This window comes from Flavobacterium shii, assembly GCF_025847235.1.
In the GTDB taxonomy this organism is placed as follows: Bacteria; Bacteroidota; Bacteroidia; order Flavobacteriales; family Flavobacteriaceae; genus Flavobacterium; species Flavobacterium shii.
In genome coordinates this window covers 43,406-62,615 of sequence record NZ_JAOZEW010000025.1, presented here as the reverse complement: position 1 = coordinate 62,615, position 19,210 = coordinate 43,406, and the positions used below count along the sequence as shown (strand labels likewise).

Here is a 19,210-nt window from a genome sequence, read left to right as displayed (position 1 = left end):
TTCTAATTTAAAATCTGTTAATTTTTAATATAAACTTATTGTTGTGGCATTTTTTCTAGTAACTCAACTTCAAATATAATATTTGCATTTGGTGGGATTACACCTCCTGCACCTGTAGATCCGTAAGCTAAATGTGCAGGAATGAAAAGTACTGCTTTATCTCCAAAAGAAAGGTTTTCGATGCCCTCGATAAAACCAGGAATCATACCGTCTTTTCTACCAGCTTGAAAAGGAATTGGGTTGTATTGTTTCGCTTCGGCTCTGGCAGCATCAAATTTTCCAAAAGTTTTAGCTACACTTTCAATACTAGTATCGAATAACGTTCCGTCTTCAAGGAAACCAGCATAATTTATGAATACTTGTGCTCCGGCAGCAGGTTTTTTACCTTTACCTTTTTCAGTAATAACGTATTCTAATCCCGAAGTTGTTTTTGTAACTTTACCTCTTAAACCAGCATAATAAGCTAATTTCTCATCACGTACACCTTTGTATTTAGAATCTAAATCACTTTTTTCTTTTGACTCAGCCGAAAAGTAATCGTGGAATACTTTTACAGCGTCAAATTTCTTAGCAGCTTCACCGTTTCTGATAATTGTTACTTTCTTGATGTAGTCATCTTGTTTAATTTGGTTAACGACTTCCATTCCTTTGTCTACAACATGACCAAAAATGGTGTGTTTTCCGTCTAACCAAGGTGTTTCAACATGTGTGATAAAAAACTGGCTGCTGTTTGTGGCAGGTCCGTTATTGGCCATTGCCAAAACACCACCTTTATCAAATTTCAAATCGGTAAATTCATCTTTAAATTTATATCCTGCATCTCCAGAACCAGTTCCTAACGGATCTCCAGTTTGGATCATAAAATCTTCAATAACTCTGTGAAATTTTAATCCGTCAAAGAAAGGTTTCTTTTTTAAAGCTTCGTTGGTAACAAATTCATTTTTACCCTCTGCAAGTGTTACAAAATTCGCAACAGTTATGGGTGCTTTTTGATAATTTAATTCAACAATAATGTTTCCTTTGTTGGTTTCAATTTCGGCGTATAAACCATCAGGCAGATTGCTGTGTTCGTCTTTACAAGAGTAAAGAGTTGTAATCGCAAGTAATAATAATATGAGGCTTTTTTTCATTTTAAAAATATTAATTGTTTTTATTGATTTAATGAATCTTTCTTTATTGGTGGGGGTGTAGGTTTCGGAGTTTCGGTTCTTGGAGCTTTTGTCTCCATTTGTTTTCTGTAAGCTGTTTCTGGAACAAAATTATGTAAGGTAACAGTACAGATTAAAGGTTGGTTGATGCCAATTCGTTTTTCATCACCATGATAACCATAAGCCATATGAGATGGAAACAAGAAGGTTACAGTTTCGTTTTTATGCATTAATTTGATACCATCGCGTAATCCCATCATGATTTCTTGCTTATCTACAAAATAGGTTTGAGGTCTCAACTCTGCTTCGCTATAAATAATATTTCCTTTTAAGTCTTTTATTTCATAGTCAAAAAAAGCAACATCTCCTTTTTTAGGAGTTATAGTATCTGTGGTATTTTGGTTCTCATAAGCATACCAATATCCTTTTGTTGAAGCAATGTATTTTATTTTAGGATTGTTTTTTATAACAGCCTTAATTTGTTGTTCTTCGGTGGCTACGAGTTTTTTATTTCGCTCGACAGACTTTTTCATGAATGTTCCGGAAGAAATAGAAATAGGTCTTCTGGCGTCTTCATGTTGCTTGCAGCTCGAAGCCAAAACGGTCAACAAAATAGCTGAAACAAATATTTTAGGATAGTTCATACTAGTTATATTTTTAGTTTTGTTACTAAATCTTCAAATTTTTTCAATGTATCTTCCATTGAATCCAATGATTTTCCTCCAGCAGCATTACTATGACCTCCACCGTTAAAGTAAGTTCTCGCAAATTCATTTACATCGAAACCACCTTGTGAACGGAACGAAATCTTGATTATTTTCTCTTCTTTATTTTCAATAAATATAGCAGTAAAAACGATACCTTTCATACTTAAACCATAATTTACAATGCCTTCGGTATCTCCTTTTACATAATTAAAAGAATCTAATTCGGCTTGTGTCAATGAAGTATAAGAAGTCCTATGTTCGTCCAGAATCTTCATGTTTTGCAATGCCCTTCCAAGTAATTGTAAACGGCTGTAGGAACTATTATCAAAAAGCAAAATTGGAATCTGCGTGTTTTCTACACCCAAATCAATAAGCTCGGCTATAATGCGGTGTGTATTTCCTGTTGTACCCGGAAAACGGAAAGATCCCGAATCGGTTAATATTCCTGTATAGATACAAGTTGCTATAGTTTTGTCTAAATCTTCTTTTTTTCCTAAGAAAGAGATGAAGTTATAAACCATTTCGCAAGTTGATCCAAATGAAGTATCAGAATAGGTGTAAGCTGCGTAATCATCAGGTTTTTGATGATGATCGATCATGATAAATGGAGCTTTTAGTTTTACCAAAGTATGTTCCATTTCTCCTGTGCGATGAAAAGCATTAAAATCTAATGTAAAAATCAGTTGAGCTTCTTCAAGAATTTTGGTGCAGTTATCTATATCTTTTTCAAATATTTTTACTGTTTCAGAACCTGGTAACCAAGCTAAGAAGTCAGGGAAATCATTTGGAGCAATTACAGTTGGCTCATGATTGTTTTTTAATAAAAAGTGGTATAAAGCTAAGGTTGAACCCATAGCATCCCCGTCGGGACCGCGGTGAGGAATTATGGCTATTTTTTTTGGAGTTGCAAGCAGCAACTTTATGTCTTGAATGTCTTGTATTTTCATAGTGTGCGAATTTACATTTTTTTAATGTAAACTTGAAAACATTTTGGACATTAACATGGTTTTATATCTTCTTGGTTTAGTTGATAGTTATTGGTTTATAGTTGTTAGTTGATGACTTTAGTTTTTTTTCTAAAAATTGCAACTGATTACTGCGACTGTCACCGAATACTAAGAAAAACTAAATCACAGCCATTTCTGATACAATTTATATTTGGCGCCTTTTACAATTTGAGACTTGTAAATGCCTACAGAGCCAGAAGATAAATAAGCAATGACGCAGGCTATAGCAATGAATATTCCGCTTTCAATCCCGAAAAGTTCTATCCCCATGATTGTGCAGGCAATAGGAGTGTGGGTCGCTCCAGAGAACACTGCAACAAATCCCATTCCGGCAAGAAGGGCAATTGGCATAGGAACTATAAGTGATAATGCACTGCCAAAAGTAGCACCTACAAAAAATAATGGCGTAACTTCACCACCCTTAAAACCAGCACCTAAAGTAAATCCGGTAAAGAGTATTTTAAGCAGGAAATCATACCATGCATTTGTATTTGTGAATGAATCAACAATAGTAGGAACTCCCAGACCTGAGAATTTTGTAAATCCAAAACCAGCAATAGCAATTGCAAGAATGATTCCGCCAACAAAAGGTCGAAGCGGTGGATATTTTATAGTTTTTGAGAATAATGAACCCCAAAAATGTGTGCTTCGAGAGAATAATAAAGCTGCAAAGCCAAATAACGCACCACAAATTAAAGTGTAAAATAAGTTTGATGCCGTAATTTCCGGAACAATCGGAATACTATAATGTGTATGTTTTACCTGCCAGATCTCAACGGTAAAATAGGCAGTATAGGCTACTATAAATGAAAGTAAAATACTTTTTAAGTCTATTTTGCTAAAATATACCACTTCAAGAGCAAAAATGGCGCCTGCCAATGGTGTTCCAAAAACAGAAGCAAAACCCGCACTGATTCCTAAAATAATCAAGGTTTTTCTCTCTGAATCATCGAGTTTAAAGATTCTGGTAAATTGATCGGCGATTGCTCCTCCCATTTGTACAGCTGTTCCTTCACGACCTGCGGAACCTCCAAATAAATGGGTAATGATTGTTCCTAAAAAGACCAAAGGAGCCATTTTTAACGGAATAACCTGCTTTGGGTTTTCGTATTCTTCTAGTAGCAAATTGTTGCCTTTTACGACTTCTTTTCCAAAGTAATAATAGCCAAGACCTACTAGTAATCCGCCGAGAGGTAAAAGCCAGATAATCCAGTTGTGGTGGATTCTATATTGGGTAACAAATTCTAATGTGATTAAAAAAAACGCCGAAGCCGATCCTGATAAAATACCTATCAAGACACAAATGAAAATCCATTTGAGACAGAGAAGTATCGTTTTTTTTAAATCTTGTGAATTCATTAAAGTAAAGGGTGGAGTAGTGCTTAATGTTAATGTATGGGCACAAAAGAATAGATTAATTTAAACACGAATTGGCACTAATTCGGCGATGGTTTTAATTTCGGAAACTAAGTTAAGCTTTTTTAAATTTGTGTAAATTCGTGTTTGATTTTTATAATTATATCCAAATACGGATAGGAATATTGTTTTTTATTCTACAATTACAGCAGTAAATTCTATTTCTACCAAATATTCCGGAGCTACAAGTTTGCTAATTTCGTAAAATCCAGTAGTTGGTTTAATGTCTTTAAAAAAAGCAGAATGTGCCCCAGCAACAGATTCAAAAGTCGAAATATCAGTAGTGAAAATACGTGTTCTAATAACGTCTTTCATGCCGATTCCCAGGTCTTTCAATACTTTTTCGACTCTTTCCAGAATGTTCAAAGTTTGTGCGTAAGCATCGTCGGCTTTTACTTTGTCGCCATCAACAATCGCAACAGTTCCCGAAACTTCTACGATGTTCCCAATGCGGACTGCACGACAGTATCCCATTTTGTCTTCCCATGGAGATCCTGTCAAGATGTTTTCTCTTTTCATTATAAGATAATTTTAGTGTGTTGTTCGAACTACTTTTCGGTTGTTTTAAAAAGCAATTCATAGTTAGATTAATGTGTTGCAATTTATGAAAAAGCCATAACAAAATCCGTAAAATGGACTTAATAATTCCTTGTGAATAATCAGTTTTTGTGATATTCTGAATGAAATCAACCACAAAGTATATTAAGTTTTTAAATCTGTGGCGTAAAAATTAACAGCAAAGGGCACTAAGATTTACGCAAAGAACACAAAGTTTTTTAAATTCGTGGCAATTAGTGATATTCGTGGGTAACTTTTTCGGCAACAGATTGTAATTCTTTTAATCTCTTAAATCTGTGGCGTAAAAATTAACCACAAAGTTTTACGCAAGTTAGATTAGTCAATTTGATGTTGTTCAAAAAGGCGAAGTTTATTTTGTGTAGTAGTAAGGTTTTTTTGCAACAGCTCAATTTTATTTAATAAGTGGGCAATGGCATCGATTCCTTCTAAATTAATTTTGAGATCATAATGTAATCGGATCATTTTTTCTATAGCAGGCAATTGTTCTGGTTGTAAATACTGATCTTCTTCCAGAACAATAATTTCTATCAAACCATAATTGTTGAGCTTAGATATAAAGGTATCCTCAATTTCATGATAAATACAAAATTGTTTTATTTGGATTAAATTTTTACTATTCATGATTTCTTATTTTAGATAATTCTTCGAATAATTGTCTTTCTTTTTCGGATAGTTTTGTGGGGATTTTTATGGTGTACGTTATGTATAAATCTCCAAATTGATTTTCTTTTTTATATAAAGGAAACCCCTTTCCTTTTAATTTGACTTTAGTTCCGGGTTGTGTTTCCGGGGATACTTTTATTTTTACTTTCCCATCTAAAGTATTTACAAAAATTTCGCCTCCTAAAACAGCAGTATATAAATCGAGATCAACATCGGCGTATAGATTATTTCCTTCACGTTTAAAATCGGAATTGTTTGCAATTATAAACGTAATGTATAAATCTCCATTTGGACCACCATTAGCACCTGGTCCGCCATGTCCGGGGATTTTTATAATTTGTCCATTTTCTACACCAGCTGGAATTGTAATTCGGATATTTTTGCCATTTACGGTTAGATTTTGCTTGTGAGTTGTATAAGCCGAGGTTAGGTCTAATTGTAATTCGGCATTAAAATCCTGTCCTCTGTATTTCGTTTGACTTCTACTGCTGCCTCTCGAGCCGTACATTGAGTTGAAGAAATCAGAAAAGTCGCTTCCTGAGAAATCGCCTCCAGAGTAATCAGAATAATCGGAATTGCTTTGTTGTTGTCTTGAGCGTTGTTGTTGGTTAGGGTCGTAGCCAGCTTTTTCAAACTCCTCGGCATGTTTCCAGTCTTTTCCGTATTTATCGTATTTTTTTCGATTTTCGGGATTGCTTAAAACTTCGTTTGCTTCGTTTATTTCTTTGAATTTGTGCTCTGCTTCTTTATCATTCGGATTTAAATCTGGATGGTATTTACGAGCTAGTTTTCGATATGCTTTTTTGATTTCGGCTTCAGTAGCCGATTTCGTAATTCCTAATGTTTTATAGTAGTCGATATAATCCATTTGTTTGAATTTTAATAAAAGTGAATTAAAATATTGAAGTTATGAATAAGTTCTTAATTATCAAAATGATATATTTTTTATATTAAATATCTAAAGGGAAATCGTAAATCATCTTTTTAAGATTACCCATTTAAAATTTGGTGTTTTCAATCTTTTGGCGGGTTTTTTGTATCTAAAAATTAGCCTAATATATTGTTATAAAACTCTTAAAGTTGTAGTGCCCAATTAAATTATGCTATTTTTGCGATGCTATACTATTTGAATTTAAAAAATTGACTCCATAATATTATAACCGAATGAAACAGATCTTATTTTTTATACTACTAATAACATCAGTTGCAGCAACGGCTCAAGCAGAATTTAATACTAAATTTAAACCGATTCCTCCATCTTTTGGTGTAAAACCTAAAAAGATTCCACCGTCTGGAACAATTTCGCCAGATATACCAAGTATTAAAGCTCCAAATGTTTTTAATAGCACCAGTATCGCGCCTCCACAGTCGCAATTAAATTCGTCGTATCAAATAGGGAAAAAAGAAAGTTTTTCGATGACACCTTCGGATGAATTTGCAAATCCAGGCGATAGATACGTTGCTGGAATGGAGAAAGATTTAGATAAAACTTTAAAAGAGCAAGGATTAAAAGAGGGCAGAGGTACTTTGTTAAGGAAGAATGTTTCTCTGGGAGATTTTAAAACCAAAGCGGATTATTTTATCATAAGGCTTAGAGATTTTGGAGCCATCGACGGTGATTTGGTAAAAGTATCGAATAACGAGAAGGTTATACAATCTGAAATATTTTTAGAAAGTAATTTTAAAGATATTAGAATTACGCTTGACAAAGGATTCAATAAGATGGAATTTGAAGCACTTAATATAGGTACTCTAGGTGGTAATACTGCCGAAATCCAAGTATTGGACGATCATAAAAATGTAATTGTTCATGACTATTGGAATAATCTTGACACAGGTTTTAAAGCCTCAATAGTTGTTACTAAAGAAGAGTAAGATAAAAAATGACCAACAGTTGGTCATTTTTTATCTTCTATAATGTTTCCTTTCTCACCTGTGGCAACAAGTCCGTTGCGATTGGTTACTTTTCCATTTGAAATTTGAACTGCGATACCTTTTTTTGAAATGGCAGAAATGTTTGCCAAAGGAGTTTCTCCTTTATTGCTAACGGTTACAGCTATTGAATCTTTACCATTGGCGATTATATCTCCTTTAACATGAAATTCATGTACAATTCCGCCTTCGACATTGTAAGAGTGAACATCATTTCCATAAGTAGTAATACTGCCGGAAACGGTTAATTGTTTAATCTCGCCTCCTGGTTTAACACTGATACCGTCTGCAGGAAGTTTGATAAGTACTCCTTTTACAAGAGATTGCCCTTCGGAGCCATTGGTTACAATTCCGTTTTTTACTTCAATATTGCCTACGGCTTTACTAAACTGCATTCCGATAGAACCATTGCCGTGAGTGATTATAGAGTGAAATGTAGCTTTTGTAATAGTACCGTCATATTGATTAAAACCTCTGGCGCCTAAACCAAAAGTTTCTATTTTGTCTTTGGCTTCAAATTCATTTACTATGCCAAAATTCACAAAACCAATACCACTTGGGCCATAGGATGTGATAGGTTTTTCGGCAATCCATTTTTTAACTTCTCCCCATGTATCTAGTACCATGTCATTTACTCCGTAGGTAGTTGTTTCTCCTTTATGTGTGATGTTTTTTACTTTTACACCGTTTACAATAAAGACAGCAGCAGTAATCATATCTGGTTGTCCATAAGGGAGCATTCCGTTAGAATAGATATTTCCTGTTGTAATTGTATCTGCAATTACCCAACCTCCATTGTCGCCAAACCCGCATATAAACAGACCTGAACCAATAACCGGAGCGCCTTTTCTTCCTAAGCTAATGTTGGTTAAAGTAGCATTTATTACACTATCCTGAGCACTATTAAAGTTATAAACCGTAAAAGCACCCTGATAGACATTTACACCATATTTTTGAGGTTGTTCGGAGTATCGGCGAGCATCACAAGCTACAATGTCAATAGTATCGGCAATGAGTTTAGTTTTATTTGTACCGGCTCTTGTTAATATTTGTACTTGTCCCGTGATGGTTAGATTTTGTAAAGACAAAACTCCCAAATCTTCATGATTGCTTAAGGTGTAAATTGCCCGATTATTAGGGTTCGCTTGAATCGTAAGGTTGGTAATTTCGTTATTGGCAGTCAATCCAATTCCGTCACTATTATTGAAGCTGATGATAGCAGTTTCTTTGTTGGTTCCAGTTATACTAAAACCTACAGGTAACACGATTGAATACGGGCAAAGTATAGAGGTTTGTATTTCTAAATTTGTAGGTACATTATTATTTAATGCAGTCATCAAATCGGTTAATGAATTGATTTTTGTTTTCATAGCTTTATTTATTTAATGCAATTACTTTTCCCTGACCTGTTTCTTTTAATAGAAAACTAACTAAGATGGCTATAGCGATTCCGATAATCCAAAATGAACCCGCTTGTTGAAAATGGATTGCTTTGTTGGTAGTATCTTGAAGTGTTTGTCCAAATAAGTGACTGAATATGGGACTTAAAATAGTAGTTACTCCAAAAGTTATAAAATTTATAGCTCCCGTAGCGCTTCCTTTTACATTATCGGGATTGGCTTCTTTGATTATAGAATAAGGGATCATGGCAGCTCCAGATGCGACACCTAATAGAAACATGCTAAATTTAGCAGGGAGAACATTGGGAAAATATAATAACTGAACTAAGCTTAGAATCATCAGCAAAGCACCAAAGATTAAAACCGGTTTTCGTCTTCTTATTTTGTCTGTAATATATCCCAATAAAGGACAACCAAATACCCAACCAAAAGCAACCATTGCGCTTGCAATCGTTGCTGTATGAAAGTCCAAAGCGCGATCTTTTTGAAAAAAAGCAACTGCCCATGTCATCGCAAATATTGTGGTAGGAGCGAATAATAATCCTGAAACAATACCGCATAACCATGATTGTGGATTGCTAAAAACAATTTTATAAGGACTTAGTAAGCTTTGTTTCTTATTATTGATTTCTTCTTTTTTCTCGACTTTGTTTGCCGGAGTTACAAACCAAAGGGCAAAGGCAACTATAATTGTAAAAACTCCACTCCATAACCAAAAGACAGTATTGCTCATTCCTTTTTCAATAAACGGGCCTACAATGAACTGTCCTGCTGATCCTCCCAGCATTCCTAAACATTGAGTAAACCCAATTGCAGTTGCGAGTGATTTTGCCGAAAATCCTTTACTGGCGAGATACACGCAACCAGGAAATGCAAAGGCACATCCAGCACCTTGAAATAGCCGCCCTGTTATTCCGGTAAACTGACTGGAAATCATAAATAACAAGCAGCCAATTCCTAAAATTAAGGCTCCTGCAAATAAGGAGTATTTGGCTCCAAACTTATCCAGAGCAATTCCGGCAATTAAACTACAGGTAGAATAGGTGTAATAATAGGTTCCAATAATAGCTACTAATTGAATTTCACTTACAGAAAAACTATGAGAAAGCTCTGGAATCATTACTGCGGGAGCGGAACGTATTACATAATCTAAAAAATAGAAAACTAAACCAAATACCCATGCAATGACATAATATTTGGTATACGATTTATTATTATTTACATTCATCAGGTTGTTTTTTAATTAAGGTAGATGATTTACCGTTTGGTCACAAATCTTAATGGTTTATTTAGTTTGTGAAATTCGTGTTTGTTTTTTGAACTTGTGTTCAGACAAGTAGGTTTATATACCTTCTTTTAGATGCTTATAATTGAACTTAATTGTATCGAAAACTTCTTCCATTTTGCCGCCGAGCATTAATTTGGTCATTGATTTAGTCATGCCTATAACTTGTTCCCACTCTACTTTTGGGGGCATTGCCAGGGCATTTGGATTGGTAAAGACATTGAGTAAAACAGGACCATTATGTAGGAAGGCTTTTCCTAGTGCTTCGGGAACTTCTTCGGGTTTGTGAACGTTTATCCCCATAAACCCCATTGCCTGAGCAATTAACCCAAAGTCTGGATTTACCATATTGGTTTCATTATCGGGTAGGCCATCAACTTCCATTTCAAGTTTTACCATGCCTAATGCACGGTTATTAAATACAATAATTTTTATAGGGATGTTGTATTGGTGAATTGTAGCCAAATCTCCTAACAACATTGATAAACCTCCATCACCACACATTGCAATAACCTGTTTTTCGGGATGCGACAGCGCTGCTCCTATGGCCATAGGCATTGCATTTGCCATTGATCCGTGATTAAAAGAGCCCAGCATTTTTCGTTCTCCAGTACCTTTAATAAAACGGGCTCCCCAAACACAAGTCATTCCGGTATCTACTGTAAAAATGGCATCTTTATTTGCTAATCTATCAATAACATGAGCGAGATATTCTGGCTGGATTGTGTCTTCGCCTCCGTTATCGTTAATATAGATATTCATGTTTTCTTTTACACTACTGTAGAATTTTAGTTGTGCCTGTAAAAAACTATCGTCTGTTTTGGCTTCAAGTAATGGTAGCAAAGCCTTTATAGTGTCGGCTACATCACCACATAATCCCATATAGAGATTGGCTCGTCTTCCTAAACGCTCGGAGCTTGTATCTACTTGTATGATTTTATTATCGGTAGGCATGAATTTATCATAAGGAAAATCGGTTCCTAATAATAGTACAAGATGTGATTCATGCATGCTGTGATAAGCAGAAGGTTGTCCGAGCAAACCTGTCATGCCTATTTCGTTAGGATTATTGGGTTGAATACTCATTTTACCACGGAAAGAATATCCTACAGGAGCTTTAATATGTTGGGATAATTGTACTACCTGATCATGCGCTTTCTCAGATCCGATTCCGCAAAATAAAGTTATTTTTGAGCTCTCATTTATGGCTTTTGCTAATAGCTGTAATTCCAGATCAGAAGGGCGGATAACAGGATTGCAATGGAAAAATTGGGTTGATATAATACTTTCAACTGCTTTTAATTTAGAAACATCACCAGGTAATCCGATAACGGCAACACCTTTTTTGCCTAAAGCATGTTGTATTGCAGTTTGTATAATTCGAGGTGCTTGCTCGGCAGTCATAATCATTTGGTTATAACAACTACAATCATCAAAAAGCTTAACTGTATTTGTTTCCTGGAAATAATCCATTCCCATTTCATTCGTATTAATTGTGGAGGCTATAGCCAATAAGGGAACGTGCGAGCGGTGTGCATCATACAAGCCATTGATTAAATGAACATGTCCGGGGCCACAACTTCCGGCACAAACAGCAAAGCCATCTAGCTCGGCTTCGGCAGCAGCAGCATAAGCGCCGACTTCTTCATGACGTACATGGATCCATTTTATTTTTCCATTTCTGCGTATTGCATCATTAAAATGATTTAAACTATCACCAGTAACTGCATATACTCGTTTTACTCCAGCTTCTACCAACATTTCTACTAATTGTTCTGCAACTATCTTACTCATGGATTATATTTTTAGAATTAATAATTTTAATGGTATAATATTGGTTCTGATTATGCTTGTTTTGATTTTTAGATGATTATAGTTTTATAAATGGATTTGGTTAGGATAATAAAAAGAGTTTATCACACACTTTATAATGAGTTTTTAATGCTAATACAGATTGTATAAATAGGGTATATGCTATTTAATAGCCTGTTTTAAAATCTATATAGTTATGTCTTGTATAAAGACAGATTTATATATTCAGCTTCAATTAAAATATTATTTTTTTGAGCTAAAAAAAACAGGGTTCGAAGTACTATTGAATGATGGGGGAATTCAGGAGTAATTAATTTAAGAATCATCATAAACTATTTTTTAGTTAGGAGTGAAGTATTGTTAATTTAATTTAGTCCTATAAATTTAATAAAAAAGAAGGAGCTTTTGGCTTTTTTAAGGTTTAAAAAAAGGTACTAAAGTTCTAAGGCTTAAAAAAGGTTCAAAGGAATAAAGCTACTAAACTTTTAAACCTTTGAACCTTTATTGCTTTGTAACTTTGAACCTTTCTTCTAAAATGGATCCGCAGTCACTCTAAACTTCATGTCTGCATTAATTGTTACATCTTGTGTAAGTGTTTCTTTCAAGGTAACTTTTGTTCTTATTTTATATTTATCGGCTTTAATGTATTGATCTAATCTTGCATCGGTACAAACTAAATCGATCACATTTGTTGCTGCATTAATATTATCCTGAGAAGCTAGTTCTATCTCGTCAGAATCTGTTGTTGAGATATATAAATGAATCGATTTTAAAAACGTAAAGTTTTTATTTGCTGGGTCGGAAATTGTTAATTTAAGTGATTTTATTTTTACATCTTTTACCAAACTGGCTTTGGTTTTGTTATTTTCAAATTCAGCTGAAGAATTTGTAGTTACATCAGGCGTACTAATTTCTGATGGTAAATTGATAGGTAAAGTACTTTTTATTTTAATAGAAGTTCCATTAGAGATTGTAAAAGTCAATAAGTTATCGACAGCATTACATGAGCTTAAAAATAAAAATAAAAAAAGTGAAAGGGCAATTAATTTCGATTTCATAGAATATGTTTTTTTTTTGAAGGTGCTAAGTTTTAAAGGTGCTAAGGTACTAAGGTTTTTTATTTTTTTTTGGAGTTAAATTCTTTGTCTCTTAGAATCTTAGTCCCTTAGAACCTTTAAGCGGAAAAAAAATCAAAAATCAATTTTTCAATTCGGAATATAAAAAGTATTTTTGCGCATGCAACACAACGTACTTATTTTAGATTTCGGATCGCAATATACACAGCTTATTGCGCGTAGAGTTCGCGAATTAAATATATTCTGCGAAATCTTCCCTTACAATCATTTTCCGAGTGATTTATCAAGTTATAAAGCTGTAATTTTAGGAGGAAGTCCATTCTCTGTTCGCGCAGAAGATGCACCACATCCTGATTTATCTCAAATCCGTGGGAAACTTCCAGTATTGGCAGTTTGTTACGGAGCACAATATCTAGCTCATTTTAGCGGAGGAAAAGTAGCCGCTTCTGATACCAGAGAATATGGTAGAGCCAATTTAACTTATATTAAAGAGGACGAAGTTTTCTTTGAAGGGGTTTCTGAAAACAGCCAAGTTTGGATGAGCCATAGTGATAGTATCAAAGCTTTGCCTACAAATGGGGTAAAACTTGCCAGTACTCACGATGTAGAATTTGCTGCTTATAAAATAGAAGGTGAAACTACTTATGGTATTCAATATCACCCAGAGGTTTTCCATTCTACAGATGGATCAAAAATGTTGGAGAACTTTTTAGTAAAAATTGCTGAGGTTCCTCAAAATTTTACACCAAACGCTTTTGTTGAAGAAATGGTGGGAGAATTAAAAGAGAAACTAGGTAATGATAAAGTAGTTTTAGGATTATCCGGAGGTGTAGATTCGACTGTAGCAGCTGTATTATTACACCAAGCTATTGGTAAAAACTTATACTGTATATTTGTAAATAACGGTTTACTTCGTAAAAACGAATTCCAAAATGTATTAGATCAATACAAAGGAATGGGATTAAACGTAAAAGGAGTAGATGCTGGAGATCGTTTCTTGTCTGAATTAGCAGGAATTAGTGACCCAGAAACCAAACGTAAAACTATTGGTCGTGTATTTATCGAAGTTTTTGATGATGAATCACATCTTATCGAAGATGTAAAATGGTTGGCACAAGGAACAATTTATCCTGATGTTATCGAATCGGTTTCTGTAAAAGGACCTTCGGCAACTATTAAATCGCACCATAATGTAGGTGGATTACCAGATTATATGAAATTGAAAATTGTAGAGCCACTTCGTATGTTGTTTAAAGATGAAGTACGTAGAGTAGGTGCTACTTTAGGAATAGATCCAGAGTTATTAGGAAGACATCCTTTCCCGGGACCTGGATTATCAATAAGAATCCTTGGAGATATTACTCCAGAGAAAGTACAAATTTTACAAGATGTTGATGCAGTATTTATCGACGGATTAAGATCTTGGGGATTGTATGATAAAGTTTGGCAAGCAGGAGCAATCTTACTTCCTGTAAATAGTGTTGGTGTAATGGGCGATGAGCGTACTTACGAAAAAGTAGTAGCGCTTAGAGCTGTAGAATCTACCGATGGTATGACTGCCGACTGGGTACATTTACCTTACGATTTCTTGATGAAAGTCTCTAACGACATCATCAATAAAGTAAAAGGAGTGAATAGAGTCGTTTACGATATCAGTTCAAAACCACCCGCAACTATTGAGTGGGAATAATAATTTTTATATATTTAAGTCGTTACATTTGTAACGACTTAATTGTTTAAAACAACTATATATGAGAGACTTTTTAACGCTTTTATTTGTATTCCTACTAGTATTTAACAAGACGTTCGGACAAGAGTCTATTATAGAACACAAGATCGGAAAAGGTGAAACTGCTTATTTCATTGCCCAGAAATATAAAGTTTCCTTAGATGAGATCTACAAATTAAATCCCGAATCGCAAACCGGATTAAAGGATAACCAAATTATTAGGATTCCCGTACATTCTCCTTCCGTTAAGGAAAATGAAAAGAATCAAATTACACACACAGTTGCTGCCAAAGAAACATTGTTTGGATTATCTAAACAATATAATGTGAGTGTTGAAGCTATTCAAAATGTTAATGCTTCGATCTTGACAGACGGATTAAAAATTGGACAGGAACTTGTTATTCCGCAAGATGCTGCCAGTAAAACCAAAGTAACAACTGCGACTGTAAATACTGTTACTTCATCTAAAGTAACGCATCAGGTTTTGGCCAAAGAATCTTTATTTAGTATTGCCAGACAATATAATGTCTCTGTACAGGATTTGGAAACCTTAAATAAAGAAACCTTATTAAATGGTCTACAAATCGGACAAACAATTGCAATTCCGAATAAAAGAAAAACCCTCGATGGTCGCGTTCGTGTTATAAATGGTGAAACTATTTTTCATGTTGTTGCACCAAAGGAGACGAAATATTCGATTGCTAAAAAATACGGAATTACAATTGATCAGCTTGAAGCTCAAAACCCAGAAATCGTTAATGGATTAATCGAAGGAAATAAATTGGCGATTAATACAAAGGAAATTACACCAACCAACGAAAATGAAGAATTAATGCTTGCCTTGGCAGAAAAGCAAGTTGTGGTTGAGAAAACGAAAGCCAAAACAATCGAATTGGAAGATTTAAAAGATAGATTGGTGGTTCAGAAAGAGATGAATCAAAAAGTTATTAAAATCAACGATCTTAATGTTGATCTTAAAGGAATAGATGGTTCAAAAGGAGGTTCGGTAGAAAAACTAAGATTGGTTTTGGAAGCGAATAAAAATGTTCAGGAAGTTTTAATGTCCAAATTAGATTCATTAGTCGTTACTATGACCGATGATTTATCTGAATTGAAAAAGATGGATATCCTGAATATGAAAGAGTCTAAACGATTAGAAAAACAATCGTATGAAAGTATTGCTAAAACCAACGAACTATCGTCTCAGCTTAAAAAAGAATTGGCAGAGAATAGAAAATCCTATGCTGGTTTAATGAATAAAGTGGAGCGAATTGCTGTAGAAGAAAATCTGGAGTACAAAAAAAAGGTTCGTGAAAACACTAAGAATAAAACGGGAGAAACGCTTTTGCAAAGTCTTTCTTTAGAAAAAATCAAATATTACAAGATTGATCAGGAGAAAAATGATGCTCAAAATCAAAAGCTGATTGCTAAAATTGACTCTTTGGATACTCAGAAAAAGATAGAGGTAAAAAGACATATTAGTAAAGCTTCCTTTTATGGATCGGAAGCCAGAGCATTTGATGATAAAGTAGCCTTGGTAAAATTAAAGAGATATCAGGATAATGTGCTTAAAAATCAATCAAATACTGAAACTCCAATCGCAGCGTTATCATTAGAAGAAATAAAGAAAAAAATAAAGGAAGATCCTCTTTATAATGATGAGGATGTTAAAATTGAAGTTTTTGATAACCTAAAAGCAGTTCCTAATGGATATTACTTGGTTTTAGGTATATTTACAGACCCAGCGCCGAGGGATCAATTTATCATGAAGCTTATAGATTCGGGTGATTTTAATGCCAGTTTTTTCTATAATGTAAACAGTCAGTCGTATTATGTTTACGCCGAAAGTTTTCAAAATATAGAAGAAGCATTATATAAATACAAACAAAAAGAAAATACTTCGCTTTATAAAAATTGGAGTATTGCTAAACTAGAATTATACATTAGCAAATAATTAACAAGCGCGGGGAATCTCGTTTTATATAGAAATACTATCTTGTTTAAAATTTTTTATCTTATTATGAAATACATTTCAATACTAATTACAACTGCCTTTTTGATGTCTTATTCTGTTTTTTCACAGGATAAAATTAGTAAACATACTGTGGTTAAGGGAGAGACAATTAACCAGATTGCCCAAAAGTACAAAGTGACTCCTTATGATATTTATAAGCTTAATCCAGATGCGCAAAGTGGTTTAAAACTTGATAGCGTTTTGCTGATTCCGAGTAGTTCTGGAAAAGCGACGAGCTCTGAAAAAACAACTGCATCAACGGTAGTTACTAAAAAATCGAATGCAGCAACTACGCATGAAGTAATGCCTAAAGAAACACTTTTTGGTATCGAAAAAAAGTATAATATTTCTGATGAAGCGCTAAAAAATGCCAATCCATTTCTTGAAAAAAATGGTTTACAAATAGGTCAGACTCTTGTTATTCCTTCTGGGAATTCTAGCTCTAAGGATATCTCAAAAGATTCAAAAATACCAGCTACAAAATTGGTTCCTGCTAAACAAGATAAGTATGTTTACCATGATGTTTTGGCAAAAGAAACTAAATATTCGATTGCTAAAGAATATGGAATTACAGTAGAAGAATTGGAGAAACGCAATCCGGAGGTAATCCCGAATTTGCCAGTTGGATACCGATTAACTATAAAAGGTACTGCTCCAAAAACGACTGTAGTTCCTCCAACAGTTAGCCATGAAGTGAAAACTCCTGTAATCGAAACTTTTAAGAAAGTTTCTTATGCAGATTATCAGGTAAGACCAAAAGAAACGTTATATAGTTTATCTAAAACATTCGGAATATCACAAGACGAATTGATTAGGCTAAATCCAACTTTATCTGGAGGAGTTCAGGAAGGAATGATTTTAAAAGTACCTGCAGGAATCATGTCTCCACCAGAAATTAAGTATGATACTAAGCCAGAAATTAAAGAGGAAAATAAAGAAATAGTTACTTTATCTAAAAAGAGAACTAATGACCGTAAGAAGATAGCATTACTATTGCCTTTTAATTTATCTAAAATTCAAAATGATACGACAAGTACAGCTACTCGTTTGAAAAAAGATAAGTTCTTGAATATGACTTTAGACTTTTATTCTGGAGCATTAATGGCTATAGATTCGGCTAAAGTTTTGGGATTGCCAATAGATGTTTCAATTTTTGATTCTCAGGAAACTAAAAATGGATCGAATGTAGCGGCAATTATTCAAAATAGCAGATTGCAGGAAGCGGATGCTATTATTGGGCCATTTTACCAAAGTAATGCCGAAGCAACTGCTAAGTTGTTAGGAGGGAGCAATGTTCCGGTGATCTCTCCTTTGTCCAGAGATAAAGGGAATCCATTTGATAATTTGTATCAGACGATCCCATCTAACGATATTCTTAAAAGTGCAATGTTTGATTACATGCGTTCTAAAGGAGGTAATATAATTGCAGTTGTAGACAAGAAAAAAGAATCGATAAGACAATATATTCAGCAAAATCAAAAAGGGGTAATCTTTGCTCCAGTTACCGAAGCGGGAGATTTTAATCCGGCAGGTTTAAAGATTCAGTTTGTGTCTAATAAGATGAATTATGTTGTAATGGAAACGGCCAATACTGCTATGATTAATGCTACAATCAAGGTAATGTTGAGTTCTATGCCTGCATATCAGGTACAATTGGTAATTTTGGAACCTAATAGTACATTGGATACAGATGAGGTTAATTTTGAAAGTTTAACTAAGCTAAAGCTAATGTACCCATCGGTAACGCGTGAGAACGAATCACCTGGAGCACTTATTTTTGATAAGGATTACAGAACCAAAAATAAAATCAATCCAAATACTTATGCAATTAGAGGTTTTGATGTAACTTTTGATGCTATGATGCGATTATCACAAGGAAAAACGTATGAGGAAACTGCAAGCGAAATTGCAACAGAGCAAATAGATAATAAATTTCAGTTTTATAAAAAAGAAGATGGAGGTTACGCCAATAAAGGTGTTTACATCTTATACTACGATAGTGATTTAACAATAAAAGAAGCAAACTAATGACATCAAAAGTAACTTACTTAGGAGATTTAAGAACAAAATCAATACATGTGCAATCGGGAAATGAAATCATATCTGATGCACCTTTGGATAACAACGGAAAAGGGGAAGCTTTTTCTCCAACGGATACAGTTGCAAATGCTTTGGCGAGTTGTATGATGACTATTATGGGAATTAAAGCTCGTGATTTAAACGTAGATTTCATTGGTTCAACTGCCGAAGTAACTAAGATAATGAACGCTGAACCAAGAAGAATTGGAGCTATCGAAATTGCTTTTGAAATGCAGGGTGTTGCAGATGAAAAAAACAAAACTATTCTGGAACGTGCCGCAATGACTTGTCCGGTTTTCTTAAGTTTGAATACCGAAATAGAAAAACGAATTACTTTTAACTGGAAATAGTTTTTGTAATACA

Annotated in this window: 16 protein-coding genes; 5 read left to right on the top strand and 11 right to left on the bottom strand. The window is 34.2% G+C overall.

What is annotated here, in order from left to right; translation table 11 throughout:
• Positions 1-35 precede the first annotated feature (35 nt).
• From OIU83_RS19970 to OIU83_RS19940, 7 genes are all read right to left on the bottom strand, one after another.
• Positions 36-1,130 carry a peptidylprolyl isomerase gene (locus tag OIU83_RS19970; protein ID WP_264208030.1) on the bottom strand — a complete coding sequence of 365 codons (1,095 nt, stop codon included), beginning with the start codon at positions 1,128-1,130 and terminating at the stop codon, positions 36-38.
• A 20-nt stretch (positions 1,131-1,150) separates the two neighbouring features.
• The gene (gldI, locus tag OIU83_RS19965; RefSeq protein WP_264208029.1) at positions 1,151-1,792 is read right to left on the bottom strand and encodes a gliding motility-associated peptidyl-prolyl isomerase GldI; all 642 of its coding nucleotides are present in this window, start codon (positions 1,790-1,792) and stop codon (positions 1,151-1,153) included.
• Between the two features lie 5 nt (positions 1,793-1,797).
• Positions 1,798-2,802, bottom strand: a complete 1,005-nt coding sequence (locus tag OIU83_RS19960; protein WP_264208028.1) for a DHH family phosphoesterase — start codon at positions 2,800-2,802, stop codon at positions 1,798-1,800.
• A 183-nt stretch (positions 2,803-2,985) separates the two neighbouring features.
• Positions 2,986-4,221: a chloride channel protein gene (locus OIU83_RS19955; RefSeq protein WP_264208027.1), complete on the bottom strand. Its 1,236-nt coding sequence runs from the start codon at positions 4,219-4,221 to the stop codon at positions 2,986-2,988.
• 189 nt (positions 4,222-4,410) lie between these two features.
• Complete coding sequence (locus tag OIU83_RS19950) at positions 4,411-4,797, bottom strand: RidA family protein (RefSeq protein ID WP_264208026.1); 387 nt, start codon at positions 4,795-4,797, stop codon at positions 4,411-4,413.
• Between the two features lie 375 nt (positions 4,798-5,172).
• On the bottom strand, positions 5,173-5,478 hold the full coding sequence (locus tag OIU83_RS19945) for a chaperone modulator CbpM (protein ID WP_264208025.1): 306 nt from the start codon (positions 5,476-5,478) through the stop codon (positions 5,173-5,175).
• A complete protein-coding gene (locus OIU83_RS19940) occupies positions 5,471-6,388 on the bottom strand; it encodes a J domain-containing protein (RefSeq protein ID WP_264208024.1) in 918 nt (305 codons plus the stop codon). Before OIU83_RS19940 ends, OIU83_RS19945 begins: the two co-directional genes overlap by 8 nt.
• Positions 6,389-6,684: 296 nt before the next feature.
• Between OIU83_RS19940 and OIU83_RS19935 the strand changes: the two genes are divergently transcribed.
• A complete protein-coding gene (locus OIU83_RS19935) occupies positions 6,685-7,395 on the top strand; it encodes a hypothetical protein (protein WP_264208023.1) in 711 nt (236 codons plus the stop codon).
• A 23-nt stretch (positions 7,396-7,418) separates the two neighbouring features.
• On the opposite strand, the gene OIU83_RS19930 is transcribed toward OIU83_RS19935, so the two are convergent.
• From OIU83_RS19930 to OIU83_RS19915, 4 genes are all read right to left on the bottom strand, one after another.
• Complete coding sequence (locus OIU83_RS19930) at positions 7,419-8,822, bottom strand: hypothetical protein (protein WP_264208022.1); 1,404 nt, start codon at positions 8,820-8,822, stop codon at positions 7,419-7,421.
• A 4-nt stretch (positions 8,823-8,826) separates the two neighbouring features.
• A complete protein-coding gene (locus OIU83_RS19925; protein ID WP_264208021.1) occupies positions 8,827-10,080 on the bottom strand; it encodes an MFS transporter in 1,254 nt (417 codons plus the stop codon).
• Between the two features lie 114 nt (positions 10,081-10,194).
• Positions 10,195-11,931: a thiamine pyrophosphate-dependent enzyme gene (locus OIU83_RS19920; protein WP_264208020.1), complete on the bottom strand. Its 1,737-nt coding sequence runs from the start codon at positions 11,929-11,931 to the stop codon at positions 10,195-10,197.
• A 548-nt stretch (positions 11,932-12,479) separates the two neighbouring features.
• Positions 12,480-13,007 (bottom strand): hypothetical protein, encoded by a 528-nt coding sequence (locus OIU83_RS19915; RefSeq protein WP_264208019.1) that lies wholly within the window; start codon positions 13,005-13,007, stop codon positions 12,480-12,482.
• 178 nt (positions 13,008-13,185) lie between these two features.
• On the opposite strand from OIU83_RS19915, the gene guaA reads away from it, so the two are divergent.
• The 4 genes from guaA (at position 13,186) to OIU83_RS19895 (ending at position 19,197) form a co-directional block, all read left to right on the top strand.
• A complete protein-coding gene (guaA, locus tag OIU83_RS19910) occupies positions 13,186-14,715 on the top strand; it encodes a glutamine-hydrolyzing GMP synthase (protein ID WP_264208018.1) in 1,530 nt (509 codons plus the stop codon).
• A gap of 61 nt (positions 14,716-14,776) precedes the next feature.
• Complete coding sequence (locus tag OIU83_RS19905) at positions 14,777-16,708, top strand: lytic transglycosylase (RefSeq protein ID WP_264208017.1); 1,932 nt, start codon at positions 14,777-14,779, stop codon at positions 16,706-16,708.
• 66 nt (positions 16,709-16,774) lie between these two features.
• Positions 16,775-18,796, top strand: coding sequence for a LysM peptidoglycan-binding domain-containing protein (locus OIU83_RS19900; protein WP_264208016.1), 2,022 nt, complete (start codon positions 16,775-16,777; stop codon positions 18,794-18,796).
• A complete protein-coding gene (locus OIU83_RS19895) occupies positions 18,796-19,197 on the top strand; it encodes an OsmC family protein (RefSeq protein WP_264208015.1) in 402 nt (133 codons plus the stop codon). Before OIU83_RS19900 ends, OIU83_RS19895 begins: the two co-directional genes overlap by 1 nt.
• Positions 19,198-19,210: the final 13 nt, after the last annotated feature.

Excerpts from the sequence above, each read along its gene's own strand:
- OIU83_RS19925 (WP_264208021.1), bottom strand. The coding sequence starts at position 10,080 with ATGAATGTAAATAATAATAAATCGTATACCAAATATTATGTCATTGCA.
- OIU83_RS19940 (WP_264208024.1), bottom strand. The coding sequence starts at position 6,388 with ATGGATTATATCGACTACTATAAAACATTAGGAATTACGAAATCGGCT.
- OIU83_RS19970 (WP_264208030.1), bottom strand. The coding sequence starts at position 1,130 with ATGAAAAAAAGCCTCATATTATTATTACTTGCGATTACAACTCTTTAC.
- OIU83_RS19905 (WP_264208017.1), top strand. The coding sequence starts at position 14,777 with ATGAGAGACTTTTTAACGCTTTTATTTGTATTCCTACTAGTATTTAAC.
- OIU83_RS19945 (WP_264208025.1), bottom strand. The coding sequence starts at position 5,478 with ATGAATAGTAAAAATTTAATCCAAATAAAACAATTTTGTATTTATCAT.
- OIU83_RS19930 (WP_264208022.1), bottom strand. The coding sequence starts at position 8,822 with ATGAAAACAAAAATCAATTCATTAACCGATTTGATGACTGCATTAAAT.
- gldI (WP_264208029.1), bottom strand. The coding sequence starts at position 1,792 with ATGAACTATCCTAAAATATTTGTTTCAGCTATTTTGTTGACCGTTTTG.
- guaA (WP_264208018.1), top strand. The coding sequence starts at position 13,186 with ATGCAACACAACGTACTTATTTTAGATTTCGGATCGCAATATACACAG.
- OIU83_RS19955 (WP_264208027.1), bottom strand. The coding sequence starts at position 4,221 with ATGAATTCACAAGATTTAAAAAAAACGATACTTCTCTGTCTCAAATGG.
- OIU83_RS19950 (WP_264208026.1), bottom strand. The coding sequence starts at position 4,797 with ATGAAAAGAGAAAACATCTTGACAGGATCTCCATGGGAAGACAAAATG.
- OIU83_RS19895 (WP_264208015.1), top strand. The coding sequence starts at position 18,796 with ATGACATCAAAAGTAACTTACTTAGGAGATTTAAGAACAAAATCAATA.
- OIU83_RS19915 (WP_264208019.1), bottom strand. The coding sequence starts at position 13,007 with ATGAAATCGAAATTAATTGCCCTTTCACTTTTTTTATTTTTATTTTTA.
- OIU83_RS19960 (WP_264208028.1), bottom strand. The coding sequence starts at position 2,802 with ATGAAAATACAAGACATTCAAGACATAAAGTTGCTGCTTGCAACTCCA.
- OIU83_RS19935 (WP_264208023.1), top strand. The coding sequence starts at position 6,685 with ATGAAACAGATCTTATTTTTTATACTACTAATAACATCAGTTGCAGCA.
- OIU83_RS19900 (WP_264208016.1), top strand. The coding sequence starts at position 16,775 with ATGAAATACATTTCAATACTAATTACAACTGCCTTTTTGATGTCTTAT.
- OIU83_RS19920 (WP_264208020.1), bottom strand. The coding sequence starts at position 11,931 with ATGAGTAAGATAGTTGCAGAACAATTAGTAGAAATGTTGGTAGAAGCT.